The 19,642-nt window shown below is 50.2% G+C and carries 19 protein-coding genes; 3 read left to right on the top strand and 16 right to left on the bottom strand.

Annotated elements, in window-relative coordinates; genetic code table 11:
- Window positions 1-4 precede the first annotated feature (4 nt).
- Window positions 5-145, bottom strand: a complete 141-nt coding sequence (locus BRW63_RS28415; protein WP_181314434.1) for a hypothetical protein — start codon at window positions 143-145, stop codon at window positions 5-7.
- On the bottom strand, window positions 120-1,844 hold the full coding sequence (locus BRW63_RS19830; RefSeq protein ID WP_073074144.1) for a succinate dehydrogenase/fumarate reductase flavoprotein subunit: 1,725 nt from the start codon (window positions 1,842-1,844) through the stop codon (window positions 120-122). Before BRW63_RS19830 ends, BRW63_RS28415 begins: the two co-directional genes overlap by 26 nt.
- A 438-nt stretch (window positions 1,845-2,282) precedes the next feature.
- On the opposite strand from BRW63_RS19830, the gene BRW63_RS19835 reads away from it, so the two are divergent.
- Window positions 2,283-4,073 (top strand): hybrid sensor histidine kinase/response regulator, encoded by a 1,791-nt coding sequence (locus BRW63_RS19835; protein ID WP_073074145.1) that lies wholly within the window; start codon window positions 2,283-2,285, stop codon window positions 4,071-4,073.
- Here the strand turns inward: BRW63_RS19835 and BRW63_RS19840 are convergent.
- The 5 genes from BRW63_RS19840 to BRW63_RS19860 form a co-directional block, all read right to left on the bottom strand.
- Window positions 4,038-4,634: a hypothetical protein gene (locus BRW63_RS19840; RefSeq protein WP_073074146.1), complete on the bottom strand. Its 597-nt coding sequence runs from the start codon at window positions 4,632-4,634 to the stop codon at window positions 4,038-4,040. The two genes, BRW63_RS19835 and BRW63_RS19840, sit on opposite strands and share 36 nt — an antisense overlap.
- Window positions 4,612-5,829: an urease accessory protein UreH domain-containing protein gene (locus BRW63_RS19845; RefSeq protein WP_073074168.1), complete on the bottom strand. Its 1,218-nt coding sequence runs from the start codon at window positions 5,827-5,829 to the stop codon at window positions 4,612-4,614. Before BRW63_RS19845 ends, BRW63_RS19840 begins: the two co-directional genes overlap by 23 nt.
- A gap of 97 nt (window positions 5,830-5,926) precedes the next feature.
- Window positions 5,927-7,867, bottom strand: a complete 1,941-nt coding sequence (locus tag BRW63_RS19850) for a DICT sensory domain-containing protein (protein WP_073074147.1) — start codon at window positions 7,865-7,867, stop codon at window positions 5,927-5,929.
- A gap of 40 nt (window positions 7,868-7,907) precedes the next feature.
- The gene (locus BRW63_RS19855) at window positions 7,908-8,528 is read right to left on the bottom strand and encodes a pentapeptide repeat-containing protein (RefSeq protein WP_073074148.1); all 621 of its coding nucleotides are present in this window, start codon (window positions 8,526-8,528) and stop codon (window positions 7,908-7,910) included.
- A 399-nt stretch (window positions 8,529-8,927) separates the two neighbouring features.
- Window positions 8,928-10,010 carry a Gfo/Idh/MocA family protein gene (locus tag BRW63_RS19860; RefSeq protein WP_219898640.1) on the bottom strand — a complete coding sequence of 361 codons (1,083 nt, stop codon included), beginning with the start codon at window positions 10,008-10,010 and terminating at the stop codon, window positions 8,928-8,930.
- A gap of 248 nt (window positions 10,011-10,258) precedes the next feature.
- On the opposite strand from BRW63_RS19860, the gene BRW63_RS19865 reads away from it, so the two are divergent.
- Entirely contained in the window at window positions 10,259-10,579 is a 321-nt protein-coding gene (locus BRW63_RS19865) for an ArsR/SmtB family transcription factor (RefSeq protein ID WP_073074149.1), read from the top strand.
- Here the strand turns inward: BRW63_RS19865 and urtE are convergent.
- From urtE to ureG, 6 genes are all read right to left on the bottom strand, one after another.
- Entirely contained in the window at window positions 10,568-11,326 is a 759-nt protein-coding gene (gene urtE, locus BRW63_RS19870; RefSeq protein WP_223257442.1) for an urea ABC transporter ATP-binding subunit UrtE, read from the bottom strand. The genes BRW63_RS19865 and urtE overlap by 12 nt on opposite strands.
- A gap of 61 nt (window positions 11,327-11,387) precedes the next feature.
- Complete coding sequence (gene urtD, locus BRW63_RS19875; RefSeq protein WP_073074150.1) at window positions 11,388-12,146, bottom strand: urea ABC transporter ATP-binding protein UrtD; 759 nt, start codon at window positions 12,144-12,146, stop codon at window positions 11,388-11,390.
- Window positions 12,106-13,293 carry an urea ABC transporter permease subunit UrtC gene (urtC, locus tag BRW63_RS19880; protein ID WP_244913236.1) on the bottom strand — a complete coding sequence of 396 codons (1,188 nt, stop codon included), beginning with the start codon at window positions 13,291-13,293 and terminating at the stop codon, window positions 12,106-12,108. The genes urtD and urtC overlap by 41 nt, the downstream gene beginning before the upstream one ends.
- A gap of 58 nt (window positions 13,294-13,351) precedes the next feature.
- Entirely contained in the window at window positions 13,352-14,512 is a 1,161-nt protein-coding gene (locus tag BRW63_RS19885; protein ID WP_073074151.1) for an ABC transporter permease subunit, read from the bottom strand.
- Window positions 14,513-14,899: 387 nt separating this feature from the next.
- The gene (gene urtA / locus BRW63_RS19890) at window positions 14,900-16,216 is read right to left on the bottom strand and encodes an urea ABC transporter substrate-binding protein (RefSeq protein ID WP_073074152.1); all 1,317 of its coding nucleotides are present in this window, start codon (window positions 16,214-16,216) and stop codon (window positions 14,900-14,902) included.
- Between the two features lie 196 nt (window positions 16,217-16,412).
- On the bottom strand, window positions 16,413-17,036 hold the full coding sequence (ureG, locus tag BRW63_RS19895) for an urease accessory protein UreG (protein WP_073074153.1): 624 nt from the start codon (window positions 17,034-17,036) through the stop codon (window positions 16,413-16,415).
- A 43-nt stretch (window positions 17,037-17,079) separates the two neighbouring features.
- Between ureG and BRW63_RS19900 the strand changes: the two genes are divergently transcribed.
- Window positions 17,080-17,295 (top strand): hypothetical protein, encoded by a 216-nt coding sequence (locus tag BRW63_RS19900; protein ID WP_073074154.1) that lies wholly within the window; start codon window positions 17,080-17,082, stop codon window positions 17,293-17,295.
- Window positions 17,296-17,543: 248 nt separating this feature from the next.
- Here BRW63_RS19900 and BRW63_RS28420 read toward each other — a convergent pair whose 3' ends face one another.
- From BRW63_RS28420 to BRW63_RS19905, 3 genes are all read right to left on the bottom strand, one after another.
- Window positions 17,544-17,684, bottom strand: a complete 141-nt coding sequence (locus tag BRW63_RS28420) for a hypothetical protein (RefSeq protein WP_181314435.1) — start codon at window positions 17,682-17,684, stop codon at window positions 17,544-17,546.
- A gap of 89 nt (window positions 17,685-17,773) precedes the next feature.
- Entirely contained in the window at window positions 17,774-17,914 is a 141-nt protein-coding gene (locus BRW63_RS28425) for a hypothetical protein (protein ID WP_181314436.1), read from the bottom strand.
- A gap of 53 nt (window positions 17,915-17,967) precedes the next feature.
- Window positions 17,968-19,635, bottom strand: a complete 1,668-nt coding sequence (locus tag BRW63_RS19905) for a type I restriction-modification system subunit M (protein WP_073074155.1) — start codon at window positions 19,633-19,635, stop codon at window positions 17,968-17,970.
- Window positions 19,636-19,642: the final 7 nt, after the last annotated feature.

Consider the following 19,642-nt stretch of genomic DNA (forward strand, 5'->3'; position numbering starts at 1 on the left):
TTTCCTAAGCGGCGCATCCTAGTGTTGAGACGGCGGCGATCGCACCCATCAAAATTCCTAAAATCTGGTTGACTTCTCGGATGTAGTATTCGATCGCGTTAATACGAACCGTTTTTCCTTTAATATTTGCGTTCTTGTGGCTCAAACATGTTAACAACAACGGGCACATAGTCGAGATCGATGCCAGCCGGAGAGTAGTAGGCGAGTGTGTGCTTGAGAAAGTTTCGATCGTCTCGCTGTGAGAAGTCTTCGCGGAAGTGTGAGCCTCGGCTCTCTTGTCGGCTGAGGGCAGACGTGAGGATCATGTCACCCACAACGAGCAGACTTCTTAGCTCCAAGGCTTCTGTGATTTCAGTGTTCCAGAGTGTGCCTTTGTCGTCGAGCCGAATTTGCGTGTATTTCTGCTGGATTTCTTTGAGCTTCGCCAGTCCGGTTCGCATCACTTCTTCCGTTCTAAAAACGCCGCAGTGGTCAGTCATGCAGTCTTGATAGGCTTGGCGAATTTCGGCGATGCGATACTGTCCGGGCTGGTCGAGGAGGGTCTGAATTTGAGTTTCAGTTTCGGTGATGTAGCGATCGCCATCCACCTCTGGCAATTTACGGGTTTGGATATATTGCGCGATCGCCGCACCCGTTCTGCGCCCATAAACCACGCACTCTAAAAGCGAATTGCTGCCCAGCCGATTTGCTCCATGCACTGACACACACGCCGCTTCTCCTGCTGCGAAGAATCCTTCGACTAGATCATTCGCACTGCTTCTCACCCGCCCGTCAGTGTTGACCGGAATGCCGCCCATTGAGTAGTGAACTGTGGGACGAATCGCCATCGGCTGCGTCACCGCATCAATGCCTAAAAAACGATGGGCTTCTTCCCAGCAGAAGGGCAGGCGGCTCATGATCTTTTCTTTCCCCATGTGGCGCAAGTCTAAATAGACAAACGAACCGCCCTTTGTGCCGTCGAGATTGACTCCTCGACCTGCGCGAACTTCGTAGGTGATGGCGCGGGAGGTGATATCGCGGGGGGCAAGCTCCATGCGAGAAGGGGCGTAGGTTGCCATGAAGCGATCGCCCTCGCTGTTAATCAAATAAGCTCCTTCTCCGCGCACGGCTTCGGAGATCAAAACGCCGACGGGCAATCCGGTCGGGTGAAACTGCACAAACTCCATGTCTTCGAGGGGCAAACCTGCCATAGCGGTCATGGCTAACCCGTCACCCGTCGAGGCGTAATCGTTAGAGGTGGTGTTATAAACGCGACCATAGCCGCCTGTGGCAAACATCACGGCTTTTGCTCTGACAACTTCCAGCGTTCCGTCTTGGATGTTTCGCATGACGATGCCTTTTGCCTGTCCTTCTTCGAGAATCAGGCGGGTGACATACCATTCTTCGTAGACTTTAACGCCGTGTTTCATCAAGTTGCAGATTAGCTCGTGCAAAATGGCGTGTCCGGTTTTGTCGGCGGCATAACAGGTGCGGTTGTGGGAGTGTCCGCCAAACGCGCGTTGAGCGATTCTGCCATCAGGGAGGCGAGAGAACAAGACTCCCATGTGTTCTAAGTCGATCACAACATCTGCCGCTTCTTGAGTCAGAATGGCAACCGCATCTTGATCAGCAAGATAATCTGAACCCTTGACCGTATCGAAGGCGTGAGCTTCCCATGTGTCAGTTGCATCCACATTCTTGAGGGTTGCTGCCATGCCGCCCTGTGCTGCAACCGAGTGCGATCGAATCGGGTGAGTTTTTGCGACTAAGCCGACGCTGAGACTGGGGTTTGTGCGAACAATTTCTAAAGCAGCACGAGAACCTGCTAATCCGCCGCCAACGATGATTACGTCGTGATCGATCATGATGAAGGGTAAAAAGTGAAACGCTAAAAGTCGAATATCCTGGAGGTAGATTACGCGATGTGCGAAGAACCCTCACCCCCAACCCCTCTCCTACGGGAGAGGGGGCTTTCAATCAATCTCTGGTTCCCTCTCTTTGGGGAGAGGGCTAGGGTGAGGCATGCTTTTGGGCGGTTTTAGGAAAGTCGTACATCGCGTTAGATTCTAAATCTACCCTTAATTTAAACAAAGTTGGTTCAGATTCTTTTAGTCCAGTCTTGCAGAATCTTATATCTCATGTAGCGATCGCCCTATACGGCACAGCATGCTCCTAACGACCCACGTTGAAAACTCTCTTTCTTAAAGTAGATAGAGAAGCATAGCCATTCACATTACTCTGCTCTTATTCGTCAGTTTCTCAAACTCTGCTTTGCAGTTTTAACTGATTTTGCAAAAGACAATATGTCTCCTGAAGAAGAAGCTAGTGCTATGGCCGATCATCAGTCCCTAACGCAAGAGAACGCTGATAGTATTGCTCAGTTAGAGGAACGTAACCGATCGCTAGCCGTCATCAATGAGGAGTTGCAGCTCACCTTTGAGGAACTGAAGGCTGCGGAAGAAGAACTGCACGAGCGAAATCAATCATTGGTAGCCGAAAGGCAGCGTTATCAAGATCTGTTTAACTTTGCGCCCGACGGTTATTTGGTGACAGATCAGGTTGGGGTCATTCAAGAAGCTAACCACGCGATCGTCACCTTGCTCTCTGTAGACTTAAAGTTTTTAATCGGCAAACCCCTGAATGTTTTTATTGCTCACTCAGATCGGCGAGCTTTTTATCAGCAACTCAATCGATTGCCAGCGCTTGAGCAGATCCAAAACTGGGAGTTGCAAGTGCAGCCTCGACAGGGTGACGCGATTCCAGTTGAGGTGACGGTGACTTGCATTCGCAGCGCTTTTGGAACGATCGAGGGTTTGCGCTGGCTGATTCGCGACATTCGCGATCGCAAACAAACAGAAGCACAACTTCTAGAGCAAGAGCGAGCGGCACGAGAAGCTGAGAACGCCAATCGTCTCAAAGATGAATTCTTGGCGGTGCTATCTCACGAGTTACGCTCACCCCTCAACCCGATTTTGGGCTGGGTTAAGCTGCTGCAAACCCGCAAATTTGATCAGGCAAAAACCACCGAGGCACTCGCCACGATCGAGCGCAATGCCCAACTACAAGCAAAGCTCATTGAAGATCTGCTAGATGTCTCGCGAATTTTGCGCGATAAACTCACACTCAAGCTGACTCCGATTAATTTGGAATACTGCATCTTGGCAGCGCTAGACACAGTTCGATTAGCCGCGCAAGCAAAAGAGGTTGACATTCAAACCGTGTTTGACCCCACGGTGGAAGTGATGGGAGATCCCACGCGCTTGCAGCAGGTTATCTGGAATCTGCTGTCCAATGCGGTCAAATTCACGCCTGAAGGGGGACGAATTGAGGTTCGGCTCAGGCGCACCGATACTCATGCCCAAATTCAGGTGATGGATACGGGCAAGGGCATTGGCGCAGACTTTTTGCCCAGCGTGTTTGACTATTTTCGACAGGAAGATGGCTCGACAACTCGCACCTTTGGCGGACTGGGGTTAGGACTGGCGATCGTGCGTCAAATTGTTGATCTACACGGCGGCACAGTCGAGGCAGATAGCCGCGGTGACGGGCAAGGGGCGACCTTTACAATCTGTTTGCCGCTCACCGAAAACTCTGCATCCTCGGTTGAGGGGTTGCAACCCACCGCTTCTCTGAGCCTGCAAGGAATGAATGTCTTAATCGTCGATGATGACACAGACTCTCGTGACTTAATCACCTTTGTGCTAGAGCAGTCAGGCGCCAGCGTGACCTCCGTCACTTCGGCTGAAGAAGTGTTGCAAACGTTGGCGCAGACTCCTCACCAAGTGTTGGTGAGCGATGTCGGAATGCCAGAGATGGATGGCTATGAGCTAATGCGACAAGTGCGAACTTTGCCGCCTCAACAAGGGGGAGAGATTCCGGCGATCGCGGTGACTGCCTACGCTGGAGACATCAACCAGCAACAAGCCTTATCGGTTGGGTTTCAATGGCATTTGTCTAAACCCGTTGACTCAGACGAACTGGTGGTGGCTGTGGCGAGACTGGGTAAACCTGATTTATCCGGCGAATCCCAGTCCTTTAGGACTGGGATTCGCCTCACTTTACTTCCGGTTTATCAGCCAAACACCGACTCCTAGAAGGGCAGCGATCGCAACTCCAGGCAATAGCCATCCATTTCGAGAGCCAGCCGTCTCAGTGGGAACTTGGGCGATCGGGGAGGGCGCGATCGAGGGTTGTGCCGCTTCACCTGACTGAACGGTGACACTATAAGACAATTCAAACGGCTGAAAGCTTTGTCCATCTCTAGCCGTGCCGCTTAACTCTAGCTCATAGATTCCCGCCTTCGGAAAGACGATTTCTGCACCTGGAACCCCTTGGTATTGTTCAGCAGAGATGGCTTTTAGCGGCGGTTCTAAGAGCGGTTCAGAGCTTTCTTTGTGCGGTTCTTGATGAACTTCTAACTTGCAGTTGCATTTTTCTAACGCAATTAGCTCTCCGCCCTTCCTAGTCAGGACGAACCAGGCGCGAGAAGACTGACCCGCTTTGGGATTGTGGTCTGGCTCGATATGAAAAAGCGCAGCCACGTCACTAGAGGTTTTAACGTTGTGCGCCTGAGCGGAAAGGATGGGCAAGAGAGCAGCGATCGACACTAGAGCGCCATAGCCGATAGTTCTTTTATTTGCGGGACGGTGCGACATAGAATTTTTCGAGAGATAGGAGTGACCAAACGAAGCGCGATCGGATTAACAACACGCCAACAACTGACACGCCTAACAAAATCACCCGTAGCCAGTGAGCCGCTGTGAGTTGCAGTTCGCCCAAATAGCTAGAGCCGACTAACCCTGTGTGGATCGCGACCAAAAGCAGCGCAGGAAGACTCAACCAGTGAATTTTTCGCCAGGTTTGACCCAGTTTTGTCATCATCACATCAAAGCTAGTGAGCGCCGCCGGGATCATCAATCCCAATGCTAAAATTCCTGCCCACATCCCCCACTGTTGCTGGGGCAGCATAAAGAAAATTGCCTGAAGATTCCAGTTGAAAGCGTGATCGACAAAGTGAGAAACGTGCGCCAGCGACAGCACAAATGCGCCAACTCCCAACGCTCGACGATAGCGCAAGGGAGCCGACCATAAACGGCTAATGGGTCGAGCAATCAGTGCCAGCAGCAGCAGCGACAGGGCGGCGTGTCCGGTGTAATCGACCATATCACCGCTTCGCAGCAGCAGCAAAAGACCGATCGTCAAACTTACCCAGCCTCCGAGTCGAAATAATTGACTGCGGCGATCGGCACTCACCAAAGCAGTCGAAACGCCAACCCCCAACATCATCGGTGTGGTTCCTAAGCCAAATGCCAGCATTGTCGCCGCACCCATCCACAGACTGCCAGTCTCGGCGGCTTTAATTTGAGCTGCATAGAGAAACCCGCAGGGAACCAAGCCCCAAACCATTCCTAACAAAGCCGGAGTCCACCACTGTTTGGCTTGAGAGAGGTGCATCATGGTACGGCTGAGGCGATCGTGCAGCTTCCCTGCAAATGGATGCAACACAGGCACATGCGGCAAAAATTTGGGATTGATATTCGAGAGTCCGAACCAGATTAGCAGCAGTCCTGTAAAAATCGCCAAGCCTCGACGCAGAGCGCTATCGATGCCCGCCAATTGTCCACCTGCGATTAAGACAGAGCCGAGTGCCCCGATCGCTGCCCCGACCAGCGCATAGCTCAACACTCGCCCTAAATTGAGCAGCAGATTAAACGTTAATTGGCGTTGCCACGTTGAGGATGCAGCCTGCCCCGACAGAGAAAAGGCAGCGGTCAACGGGCCACACATCCCCAGGCAGTGCCCAAAGCTTCCGAGAAACCCCAGGGTTGTGATAAGCAGCAAATCGAGCATTGTGGCACTGAAAAGAGACGATCGTGTTTCATCCATCGTCGCATACTCGATTAACGTCAGTTAATTCTGATAGATCAAGGCGCGGCATGCCATGCCCCTACGCGACTTTGACGGTGAAATGGAATTCACTGCCCTGGTTTTTGCCCCGCGATTCTGCCCAAATGGTGCCGCCCATCGACTCGATCGTGCGTTGACAAATTGCTAATCCTAAACCCGTTCCGCCTACAGTTCGCTGCAAAAATCCCTCTTCTTGTGAGAAGCGCTCGAAGACGGCTTCTAATCGATTTGGCTCAATGCCCCGCCCCGTATCTGCAATCACGATTTCTAACTGAACATTGGCTCGATCGCAGTCAGTCTTCTCTGCGAGTTGCGTGCGAATCGTTATTTTTCCATCAGCAGGCGTAAACTTGCAGGCGTTATCGAGAAGTTTGTTCAACACTTCGATCAAGCCGTCCCCATCCACCAACACTAGAGGTAGTGGATCGTCTATATCCAACACAATTTGAGGATGATCGCGACCAGATGTGTAACGACTCAAGACTAACTCTAGACATTCTTGACAAGAGATTGGCTCGACTAGCCAGCGCACGGTTCCACTTTCTAGCCGGGATAACGTGAGAAAATCTTGCACCAGCTTTCGCAATCGCTCTGAGTCTTCTAACGCCGTTTCGAGCATGACTTGCTGAAACTCGATCGGCATATCTGGCTCGGTTGCCAAACTCTCTAAGCAAACCCGAATCGTGGATAGAGGCGTTCGCAATTCGTGCCCGACGATCGCGATTAAGTTACTTTGAGTTTTCTCTAAGTCTGCAAGTTGATGATTGAGAGTTTCAAGTCGGCTATAGGCTTGAGCTTGCATTAAGGCGACCGCCACCTGAGTCGAAATCGTCTCGACGAGTGCCACTTCATCGGCTTTCCAGATATGGGCTTCGGGTTGGTGCAGTTCTAACAACCCCAGTGAGGTGCCTCGGTAACGAATCGGCACCATCAAACACGCTGCGATCTGATAGCTCTGAAGTTGAGCCTGGAGTGCGAGATCAGACTGAATGCCTAGATCTTGGCTGACATCGGCGATCGTAATCGTGCGTTCTGAATCCAGGGTGCCATTTTGGGTTTGCCCCGATGCCGCCTGAAACAAAGGATGAGCCGCTAATGACCAAACTTGCCCGCGCAGAGATACCAACCCAGGGGCGATCGACTCATATTCGACCAGCGGATAGTCGGATTGGTCGCGATGCAGTAGACATCGACTTGCACCAAAGACGCGCCCTAACTCAGTCACGGTGACATTGAGAATCTGTTCGGGGTTTAATGACCGACGAATTGCCGTGGCGATCGAGTTAATCAGTCGCTCTTTCTGTTCTTGGCTGGCGATCGTCCGATAGGCGTTGAGCAAGCGATATTGGCTCGCTTGCAGATAATTGACCATGCGATCGACAAATAGATTTGGGTCAATCTCTGTCTGAATCTGAGCTAAAGAATCTTGCTCTATCAATCCATATTCTCGTTCTGCAATCCGCACTTTTGGAGTCAACTCTGGTCGATAGACGACAATGCGCTCTAGCAGCAATCGAGCCGCCTGAATTGTAATGGACGGATCAAACGTCCAAAACCCTTGAAACTGTCTGACCTCATCTAACGAAGGTGTGCCGATCGGTGCGGCGTGTTCTCGGCACACTAGACAGGCAGAATAATGGTGACCTACGATGACCAGATGCCACTCCTGAGCGAGGTGATCATCGGGTGAAAGGGCAATCGTTGTGTAGGAGACTGCACCCTCGTTAAAGGCGGTTTCTGGCGCAGCCAACACATAGACTTGATCGGTTATTTCACCAATCTTTTGATAGCGTGGGGCTTCTTGACGATAAAAGCGCTCTTGTTGAAAGTTGGCAATCACTAACGGCTGATCAGTCCCAGATAGCACGAGGTCTTCCATCGCATGAGAGAGGGCTGTTAATGAAGCTTTGAAATAAATTTGCGATCGTAGCTGGGGTAAAGCTTGGCGCAAATCTTGCAATAAAGAATTTTGAGTCCTCATCACCAATGACGTTTGCAGTTAGAAAGGGGCGATCGTTCAGTTATCTTTGCAGGGTCAGCTCGGCGGTCGGCAGGGTGGCCTCTGTTAAAGTTGCCCGCCGCAGATCAACGCGAGTTAAACCAACTCCCGTCAAATTGGCTGAAAGAAGCTTGGTTCTAGTCAATATCGCTTGATCAAGAGAGGCTCTTGTTAAGTTTGCCTTGCTCAAGTTTGCCCCAGTCAAGTTTGCTTTGCTGAGGATTGCCCCGGTCAGGTTTGCACCAAACAAGTTCGCGTAGCGCAAATCGGCTCCGGTCAAGTTTGCGCCTGTGAGGTCGGCATAGCGGAGGTCGGCTAATCGCAAATCAGTTTTAATCAGAGACGCTTGCAGAAGTTTTGCTTTGCTGACTCTCGCTCGAATTAGGCTCGATCGGTTCAGGGTTGCCCAGGTTAGTTTTGCGCCCCGAAGATCGGTTCTCCACAGGGTGGCGGCGGTGAGATTGGCTTCGCTTAAATTGGCTTGCCGCAGAATAGTCTGAGACAAAAGGGCGTTAGCAAGATCCGATCGAGTCAGGTTGATGTCTGCTAGACAAACCTCGCTCAGGCTCGCGGTATGCAGGTTGGCTTGAAAGAATTCGCGCTCCCCCGATGCATAGCGTTCTAGAAGTTGATCGGCATTCATAACATTTTTCAAAAGATTAAACTTAAAGAAGTGTAAAGTGAACGAACTTAAAAAGCTGGAATCAGCGAATTTTCTTTTGATTTAGTCTCTTTATGTAAAGTAATGTAAATGATTTGTTACAAATTAGCAAGCGACCTTCAGAGATGAGCGTTCATCTTCTATCAGAATTGCCCACAAAAAAAGCGGACAAACTGCCCGCCTTGTGGAATGAAAAAACTGATTTAGAAGAATCTAAACTGACGTGAATTCGATGTAAGTTTCTCGTGGCGATTGCCAATCCGGGAACGCCCCCCTAGCCCCCCAATTCTGGGGGAATCGGAGTTCAAAGTCCCCCAGAATTGGGGGATTTAGGGGGCTGAAGCCCTGAAGAACGAAGCGAAAGAACTCATCGAACTGACGTTAAACTGCCATCGCTGGAGTGTCTAGCTCAACGACCTTGCTTTCTTTTTGCGTGTTCCAGGCTTTTCCATCGAGCGCCATCTGCTCAATCAGACTCGCCAGACGTAGCGCCTTTAAAGCCTGCTCTCCGCCAACTGAGGGCTGGTTTCCACCGCGCACACAGCCCACAAAGTGTTCTAACTCTGCGTGCAGTGGCTCGATATTGCTGGTGTAGACTTTTTCGATCAACCCGTCTTGACGATATAAAACTTGACCGTAGTCAGTCCTATAATTCGCTGTGGTCTGACGGTGAATCAAAATCTCGTTGTTGAGAAAATCAGCTTCGGTTAGAGAGTTTTTGCAGTGAGCCGCAATCCGCCGGATTTTGCGATGGGTGACTTTGCTAGAAGTCAGCGTTGCCACAATGCCGTTAGCAAAGCCCAGCGTTGCCGTCACATAGTCTAAGTATCCTGAATCGGAGGCACGACTGCCGCTGGCGGTGAGCTTGACGACTTGCGATCCTGCCAGCTCTAACATCAAGTCGATGTCATGAATCATCAGATCTAAAACGACCGAAACATCATTGGCCCGATCGGAATAAGGACTCATGCGATGAGCTTCGATCGCCAGCAATTCCTCTGTCTTCAAGACTTTGCTGAGTTCTTGAAAGGCAGGGTTAAATCGCTCAATATGCCCGACCTGCAAAATGCATCTACATTCAGCAGCAGCGTTGACCAGCGATTCGGCTTCGGCAATGCTAGCCGCGATCGGTTTCTCGATCAGCACATGCACTCCGGCTCTCAGGGCTGCCATGCCGACTGCGTGATGCAGTCGAGTTGGCACCGCAATACAGACAGCATCGACATGACTAATCAAATCATGGTAATCCTCAAAAAATCGGACACGATATTTACTAGCCGTGTCCAATCCGCGTTCTACATTAATGTCCGAAACTCCTACTAGCTCCACATCCTTGAGCATACTCAAGACTCTGGTGTGGTGCTGACCCATGTTGCCAACCCCGATGACCCCGATGCGAATGGGCCCGGGTTGATTTCGCTGTAAACATAGACTCGAATACCCGATCGGTATACTACCTTTCACTCGTGTTACTCCTCCACCACCGAAATTATGCTGATAAACAGCCGTAACGTCTCCTCAAACATCCAGATACTAGCACAGCAACAATAAGTATGAAGAATTTCAAAGATCATACGAAGTTCCCTTAAATCCTATGTTTTTTAGTTTGGAGGTTTTTACGCCTTTAGAGGTAATATTATCAGCCTTGTCTTCTAATAGTTCAACAATCTCGAACAACTGAACGAACCCTTGGTGTATGGCATAATACAGATATGAGATTATTTTATCACCCAGAGATTAAAAAGATTTCTTTAGCAGGGGTTTTATATGCCCTGGGCGACCCTGTGCGGCTAGAAATTGTCCAGCGGCTGGCAGAACAAGCAGAACTGCCCTGTGCGGCGCTGTGCATTCCGATCGCGAAATCTACCCTATCGCACCACTTCAAAATTTTGCGCGATGCTGGGGTTCTCCACTGCCGCAAAGAAGGGACGCAGCATATCAACTCGCTGCGACGGCAAGAATTAGACGATCGCTTCCCTGGCTTGCTAGATGCCGTCTTAAAATCTGCGGCTAATGAGGCGCTAGACCGCTAAGAAGCGCTGAACTACCTCGTTGCTCAACTCGCGGGTGGAACCCGATGCCACAATGCCGCCTTTTTGCATGGCGTAATACCAATCTGCTTGACGAACGAAGTGCAAATGTTGTTCGACGAGCAGAACAGAGACTCCGGTGGTGGCAACAATGCGCCGGACTGCCGCCTCGATTTCGAGAATAATCGAGGGTTGAATGCCTTCGGTCGGTTCGTCAAGTACGAGCAAACGGGGACGACCCATCAACGCACGAGCGATCGCGAGTTGCTGCTGCTGTCCGCCGCTCAGGTCGCCGCCTAATCGCCACAACATCGTCTTCAGCACGGGGAAGAGGTCGAAAATCTCATCGGGAATGTCTTGAGTTTTAGACTTACGGTCTGGCAGCGCTTCCATGCCTAAAATCAAGTTTTCTTTGACCGTCAATCGCGGAATCACTTCTCGTCCTTGCGGCACATAGCCAATGCCCATGCGGGCGCGTTGATCGGGAGACTTACCTAAAATTGGGATGCCTGTTAGCTCGATCGAGCCACTACGGGGTTTGAGCAATCCCATAATGCTTTTGAGCAAGGTAGTTTTGCCGACTCCGTTGCGCCCAATTAAGCAAACCATTTTGCCGGGATGGACGGTCATATCGACGTTTCGCAGAATGTGACTTTCGCCGTAATAAACATTCAGATCCGATACCTTTAGCATTGGGGTTCCGGTTGTCGGATTGATTGGTTGTGCAGTTGCACCGCTTGTTTGACTCATATTATTTTTTGGATTTTATGGTTTAGATTTTGGGCAGATTTCAGATTACCCAAGGCCTGAATTAGGCGGCTTCGGCTTCGTCTTGGTGTCCTAGATAGACTTCGATCACGTGGGGATCGGTTTGCACTTCGTCCATTGTGCCTTCACAGAGGACAGTGCCCTCGTGTAGGACGGTGACTTGACGAGCGATTTGACGCACAAATTCCATGTCGTGTTCGATGACGATAATCGAGTGGCTTTCTGCCAGTGCCATCAGCAGATCGCCGACTTTCTCGGTTTCTTCATCGGTTAAACCTGCTACAGGTTCATCAACTAGCAGCAGATCGGGAGACTGAGCCACGAGCATGCCAATCTCTAGACGCTGCTTTTCGCCATGAGATAAAAGCGCGGCTTGAATGTCGGCTTTGTTGGTTAGCCCGATCGTGTCTAGCAATCCGCTGACGGTGCGTCGTTCAGCGGTGGTGGGTTTGCCAAACACGGCTCCAATAATGTTTTTGCGTCGATTGCACGAGAGTTCTAAACCCTCGCGGGGGGTCAAGTTTAAATACACACGCGGCGTTTGAAACTTGCGACCAATGCCCATCCGCGCGATCTGATGTTCTTTCAATCCGCGCAGGTCACGATCTTTGAAGATCACCCGTCCGATCGTGGGCTGCGTTTTGCCAGTGATCGTATCTAAAAAAGTGGTTTTGCCCGCGCCATTCGGGCCGATGACCACCCGCAATTCACCTGGGTCGAGACTGAAATTAAGGTTTTTAATCGCCTTAAAGCCGTCAAAACTAACCGTCAGATTTTCGATTTGTAAGATCTTGTCGCTCATATTCCACATCCGGGTCTTCTTCAAGGCTGGGGTAAGTTGTGACTCGCTGCTTGCCTCTGAGGAGGGTGCGTGAATAATCGAGTCCATGCGTTCGGAGCCAACCGATCAAGCCACCCGGCAAGACCATGACCACAATCAAGAACAACGCCCCCTGGAAAAACAGCCAAACTTCTGGAAACTTCTCACTGAGAAAGCTTTTGGCGAAGTTGACAACCAGCGTTCCTAAAATCGCACCGACGAGGCTGGCACGTCCGCCCACTGCTACCCAAATCACCATCTCGATCGAGAACGCGATATCCATCACTTTAGGTGTGATGATGCCAGACTGCACGGTGTAAAGCGCCCCTGCAACACCTGCTAACCCGGCTGACGCGGCAAATACTAGCACTTTAAATGCAGTTGGGTTATAACCCGTAAATCGAACGCGCGGTTCGTCATCTCGAATCGCAATCAGCAACCGCCCCAAGCGACCACTGGTGAGCCAACGACAAAGGGCATAGGCCCCCGCCAACAGCACGACCGTCAGCACATAGAACGACCATTGCACCGCAGCCGAGCCAGCGGGTTGACCAAAAATCGTCGCGGTATCGGTCTTTAAACCGTTGGTGCCGTTAATTAGTTTTTGTTGACCGTTAAAAAGGTTGAAAAAGACAATCAATGCCGCTTGCGTCAAGATCGCGAAATAAACGCCTCGGATGCGATTGCGAAACACCAAATATCCCAACACGGCAGCCACGATCGTCGGAATTGCAACCGCCGCAAAAATCGTAAAGGGCAATGAGCTAAAGGGCTGCCAAAACGCAGGTAATTCTGTCACGCCATAGAGCGAGAAAAAGTCAGGCAACTGTCCGTTTGGCTGCAATTGCAGATACATTGCCAGGGCATAGCCGCCCAGGGCAAAGAAAAGCCCGTGTCCCAGGCTGAGAATGCCTGTGTAGCCCCAAATAATATCGATGCCTAAAGCGACGATCGCCAGTGCCAGATAACGCCCTAGCAAGTTGACGCGAAACGCCTGGCCAATGCTGACGAGAAACTGGGGAATCACGAAAATCAACAGTAGAACGAACACGAGCACGATCGCGCCTTCGATCAGCAAGAAGCGCCGTTTCTGCCAATCAAACCTCGGTTTTGTAGCGGTTATGTCCACTGGTAGCTCCCTTCACGTAAGAAATGGAAAATTATGAACTGTCGCGATTCATAATTCATCAGGCATCAACCGTTCGTCCTTTCTGCGGGAATAGCCCGGCTGGACGGAATTGCAGGAATACGATAATCAATGCGAAGACCAGCACTTTTGCCATGCTAGTGGTTGCAAAAAAGGTAAAGAAATCTGCAAGTGGCTGAATCGGCGCTAGTAAATTTGCCAGAACGCCAGAACCTATCAGGTAGGTCGTCGTGCCAATCACCAACGCCGCCACAATGCTGCCGACCAGTTTGCCCACGCCGCCCACGACTACCACCATGAACGTGTCTACGATGTAGTTTTGTCCTGTGTTAGGGCCCACCGAACCGAGGAGACTGACCGCACAGCCTGCGATGCCTGCTAACCCTGAACCGATCGCAAATGTGAGCGCGTCTACTTTCTGGGTAGGGATGCCGAGACAGGCGCTCATACTGCGATTTTGCGTCACCGATCGCATCCGTAAGCCCCACGTCGATCGATTCAAGAATAGATAAATTGCAACGACGCAGGCGATCGTCAGCACCATAATAAAGATGCGGACGTAAGAAAGTTGAAACCCTCCGATTGGGAGTCCACCGCGCAACCATTTAGGCGCAGTCACATCGACGTTTTGAGCGCCAAACCAGGGCTTGGTTACGGTGAGCTTATAAACCTGCCCGACCACAATTCCGGTTACGAGCGCGATCGCGGCTGATAATGGCAGCATAATCGCGATCACCCAGTTGCGGATGCGATCAAAATCAGGGCGACGAGACAGCAGCTTTAACGCCCCAAAAAATAATAAGCAAAACAGCACAATTCCAATCACTAAGACCCAGCTAACGCTGCGAACAAACTGCTGCAAAATTAAGCTCACGCCCCAAGTTGCCAGCAAAGTTTCGAGCGGTCTGCCATAGAGATAGCGAATCACACCCCGCTCTAACACTAAACCGAATAGTGCTGTCACCACAAACGCAGCGATCAGCGCAAAGAAAATATAAAGCTCAAACCACGCACCGCCGAATGATTTGAAAACGTTTTGCACCATGAACGTGGTATACGCTCCCAACATCATCAACTCACCGTGTGCCATATTGATCACACCCATGAGTCCGAAGACGATCGCTAACCCTAGCGCCGCCAACAACAAAACAGAACCAATACTGATTCCGCTAAAGATACCGTCTAGTAATCCTGATAGCATTCATGTTTCGGGTGAAGGACTACGCGAATGAACCATAGAGTCTCATGGCACTCAGTCAAAAAGTGTGCGCTAAGATGCAAAATTATTGAGGCAGGACGATCGTGTCAATCCGATTAGCTACGTTTTAGAGAAGATATTGCTTAACTTGCGTTTTAGACGATCGGCTTTGCTTCTAAATGAGAGTCTTGCGCTTCTGTGAAGCTCTAAACAGAGATACGATCGCGAAGAACGTTAAGGTTTGAGCTTTAAATCAAATGACACCACTTAAAGCTCAAACTTACGATCGCAGATTAAATAATATCGGTTACTTGCAGAGATAATGGGCACGGCAGTGCCATGCCCGTACGCAGATTATTCCGGCTTATTTAATTCACGATCGGTTAAACCTTAAGTGGTTTTGAACTTACCACCCTTAGCCGGGTCAGACCAATCGCAGGAAAAGCCTTTGGTGTCGGTCACAAACTGGTTCCAAGGTATGGGCTTCACCGCATCCTTGGTTTCACTAACAATCTTAAACAGACCGTCATCGGCGACTTCACCAATCCGCACATATTTAGACAAGTGATGGTTTGCGTTCATCGTCACCAATCCTTCAGGGGCATCAAAGGTTTGCCCATAAGCTGCCGCTTTCACCTTGTCGAGATCGTCCGCAGTCTTGGCTTTTTCGACCGATTGCTTCCACAGATACACCATGATGTATGCCGCTTCCATCGGGTCATTGACAACTCGCTCGGCCCCATATTTTGCTTTGAATGCTTCCACAAACTTCTTACTCGCCGGAGTGTTGACGGTTTGGAAGTAGTTCCACGCGGCGTAGTGACCCTTGAGATATTCCACCCCGATCGCTTTGACTTCTTCTTCGGCAATGCTGACCGACATGGAAGGATATTTATCAGGGCCCATGCCAGAGGCTTGCAGTTCTTTAAAGAACGCCACGTTGGTATCCCCATTCAAGCTGTTGTAAATCACGCCACCGTTGGGAAGCGCTTGTTTGATTTTGGCGATCACCGCTTTGACTTCGGTGTTGCCCAGAGGAATGTAGTCTTCCCCAACCGTTTTGCCGCCTTTGGCTTCGAGTTGGGCTTTGATGATGGTGTTTGCCGTGCGAGGGAACACATAGTCTGACCCAACGAGGAAGAATTCTTTGCCTTTGTTGTCAAGCAACCACTGCACAGAAGGCTCGATTTGCTGGTTAGGCGCGGCTCCGGTGTAGAAGATGTTGTTAGAACACTCTTGCCCTTCATATTGCACGGGATACCAGAGCAAGTGTTTTTTAGCCTCAAACACGGGCAACACCGCTTTACGGCTGGCGGATGTCCAGCAGCCAAAGACGGTTGCAACTTTATCCTGGTCGATCAGCTTCTTAGCTTTCTCAGCAAAGGTAGGCCAGTCAGAGTTGCCATCTTCGACGATCGCTTCGATCTGCTTGCCTAACACACCGCCCGCTTTGTTAATTTCTTCGATCGCCAGTTGCTCGGCATCCACGACGCTCTTTTCAGAAATAGCCATAGTGCCACTCAGCGAGTGCAAAATTCCCACTTTGATCCCATTGCCCGAAGCGGTGGTCGCAGCCGTGGTTGCTGCCGGAGAAGCTGAACTGCCTGCGATCGGAGGTGCAGACGGGGCACACGCCTTGAGAAGAATACTGCCTGTTGCAGCAGAGCCAAAAATCAGGAATTCACGCCGACGAAATCGCTTTGTCATAATTATAAGATCTTGCTCCCCACGAGCTATCGAAACAATTGCGCTAAACTAAGTCCAAAAAAATCACCTTGAGCCAGCAGGTGTTTAGAACAGTGTTGATTTCTAAAAACTCACTCAAAGACTAACTTAGCCATAGCTTTGTGATATTAGAACTTGGCCTCGCGGGGTAATTGTATAGTAGATTACAAAATTTTGACTAAGTTGTTACCTTTGTTTCCATGTTCAGCCCTGCGCGGGATTTAATAAAGTCTACGATCGCTCCTAAACCCTCCTGAATTTTGAGATTTGTAAACACAAAAGGTCTGTCACCGCGCATCTTTCGAGCATCGCGCTCCATCACGCCCAAGTCCGCACCGACATACGGGGCGAGGTCAGTTTTATTAATCACTAGCAGGTCAGATTTTGTGATGCCCGGCCCACCTTTGCGAGGAATCTTGTCGCCTCCTGCCACATCAATTACATAAATATTCAGGTCAACCAGTTCGGGGCTAAAGGTTGCGGCTAAATTGTCCCCACCACTTTCGACAAAAATCAGATTTAAGGTGAGAAAGCGATTTTCGAGGGTTTCGATCGCCGCCAAATTCATCGAGGCATCTTCACGAATTGCCGTGTGCGGACAGCCCCCTGTCTCGACACCGAGGATACGATCGCGCTCTAATGCCTGACTTTTCACCAGAAACTGAGCATCTTCTTGGGTGTAAATATCGTTTGTCACAACAGCAATGTTGAAGGTTTGTCGCATCGCTTTGCAGAGGGCATCGACTAACGCGGTTTTACCTGACCCAACTGGGCCCGCGATTCCGACTCGAAAGGCATTCATAAAATTTTGGTTCGTTAACGTTCAGCGTCTTGATTGTCCGATTGTGACGCTAAACTTGCAAGAACAGCATTGCAATCAGACGAGCGATCGTCGCATGATTAATTCCTTCTCCGGTCATATCGTCGATTATGAAGATAGCCGCGATCGAAAAACAGCCGCCGTTGCAAATCTGGAGGAGTTTCTCGATCGCGGTAAAGCAAATAGTCTTCCCAAGTGGCAGGTTTCCACAGATGAATTTGCGGCGTTTTCGACTGAGTGACCTGAGAAATGGAAGCAGTCATAAGCGAATGCAAAATCAGGACGTTAGATCAATTGTATCGAGGGCTGGCAAAGTCTCTAACTACCTTGACTTTGCCAGATCGCCCTCACTGAGTAGGAATGATGACTAAGATCGAAGTAACCGGAATGATGGGCAAGTAAAGAGATCGCATACCTTCAGAACAGGAGATCGCTTTTGCGTTTGGGGAACGCTGAAGCAGTAAAGTTCCGGTCAAACTATGAAAAGATTCATCGTCCTTGCTTTAAGCGGATTAGCGTTTGGAAGTTGGGGCTGATCCAGACGTTTGCAGGAGCGATCGCACCAGAGTTTCTGATCTCGGTGATGAGGGTCAGAAGGCGTTCTCGTTCTGCAAGAAGGTATTCACTCACGGTTTCTTGTCGGCTGGAATTTGTACAGACAAGAATACAAATAGATTTTCTTGTTGATCGAGCTTTTTACCGACAAGAATTAAATTGATCTACAATCCCCCAAAGACTTTGTTGAGAACTGAGGGTAGTAAGGCGTTAAGCTCGACTTCTGTTTGAGATTGCAGTTGCTTGAGTGCGTCTAGCTGACTGAAAGTTGAAAGAGCATATTTTTGTTGTTTAACAGTTGGCATCGGTATTTCCATTTTCAAAAATAGTTCTGGGCGTGTGCGTTCTCTCCGTCCTCCTAACCCTCTAGCCACCAGTAAAGCGAATCCCCTTTTGTTTGCTTTTGTTTAGCAATCTCCCGTTCTTGTCGTTCCTCTACCTGAGTTTGTTTCTGCTCTTCTTTCAGATCTTGAATCTCCTGCTTAACCTTGGCTTGCTGTTTAACAGATGCAAAATCGAGTAGAGAAGCGTTAATATTCTGAATCTGCGTCTCTAATTCCTTAACTCTCTTAGCGTTTCGATTCGCATTCGCTTCTGCTTTCCTCGCGGCATCCCAATGCGGTTGTGCCTCCGATTTTGCTTTGTCGTAAGCCGCCTTAAAGTCATACTTCCAAGCCTGAGTATTTTCTGTTCTGTCATTCCACCAGGCAAAGCAGCCATCAAAATCGCTTTCCTGCATCGGCTTCGTTTTGCTAAAACTCTTGCGCCCCTCTGGTAACGGCACTTCGTAATACCAAATCTCCTCAGTCGCCCCCGACGCATCAAAAAATAGCAAATTCGTCGGAATCGACGTGTAAGGCGCAAACACCCCATTCGGCAACCGCACGATCGTATGCAAATTATATTCAGTCAGCAGCTTCTCCTTGATCTTGGCAGAAACCCCATCGCCAAACAGCGTCCCATTCGGCACCACAATTCCCGCCCGCCCTGATCGCGACTTCAGCAACCGCATAATCAACTGAAGAAACAGCAGCGCCGTCTCTGCCGTCTGCATTTTGGGGTCAAAATTGTCCTTAATCTTCGCCTCTTCCTCACCCCCAAACGGCGGATTCGTCAAAATGACATCCACCTGATCCTTCACCCCAATCTGGTTAATCGGAGTCCCCAGCGAGTTTTTCCGCTCCACGTCTGGATACTCCACCCCATTCAGCAGCAAATTCATCTGAGCCAGCATCAGCGGCAACGACTTCGCCTCAATGCCAGACAAGCTCGACTGCAAAATCTTCCAGTCCTTCGGCTGACACTTCTCTCTCAGATATTTATAAGCCGCCACCAAAAAGCCAGCCGTCCCACAAGCTGGGTCGTGAATCGTTTCGCCCACTTGCGGCGCGATCGCCTTCACCATAAACGCCACCACCGCACGCGGCGTATAAAACTCTCCCGAATCTCCCGCCGCATCGCGCATTTCCTTGAGCATCGACTCATAAAAATCGCTGAGAATACTCACTTCCTCAGACTTATCAAAGTGAATCTCATTCACCTTGTTCACCACATCTCGCAGCAACGCCCCGCTCTCCATCCGGTTGCTAATGCCCCTAAACACTTCGCGAATAATGTCTTGGCGATCGCGCCCCGTTTTACTCTGAAGACCCCGCAAATAGGGAAACAACCCCAAACACTTCGTCCCATCCCGCAGCGTCGCCTCATCGTTACTGATGAATCGCTGCAACTCCTCCCCGCTAATGCCTTCATCATGACTCGCCCAATCTCGCCAGCGATAAGGCGGCTCGATCGTTGGTTTATATTTCGCGATCGTTCCCGCCAAAACCGCCTCTTCCTCTCGAATCCTCTCCACATCATCGAGCAGCTTGAGAAACAGAATCCACGTCAACTGCGGCAAGCGGTCAAGCTCCCCGTTCAGCCCCTTATCCTTTCGCATGATGTCCCGCGCTGACTTAATCACGCTCCCCAAACGCTGGGCAGTCGTCTGAGGCTTACTATTGCTGCTTGTCGTGCGCTTTGCCATGAATCAA

It is taken from the genome of Phormidesmis priestleyi ULC007 (genome assembly GCF_001895925.1).
Lineage (GTDB): Bacteria > Cyanobacteriota > Cyanobacteriia > Leptolyngbyales > Leptolyngbyaceae > Phormidesmis_A > Phormidesmis_A priestleyi_A.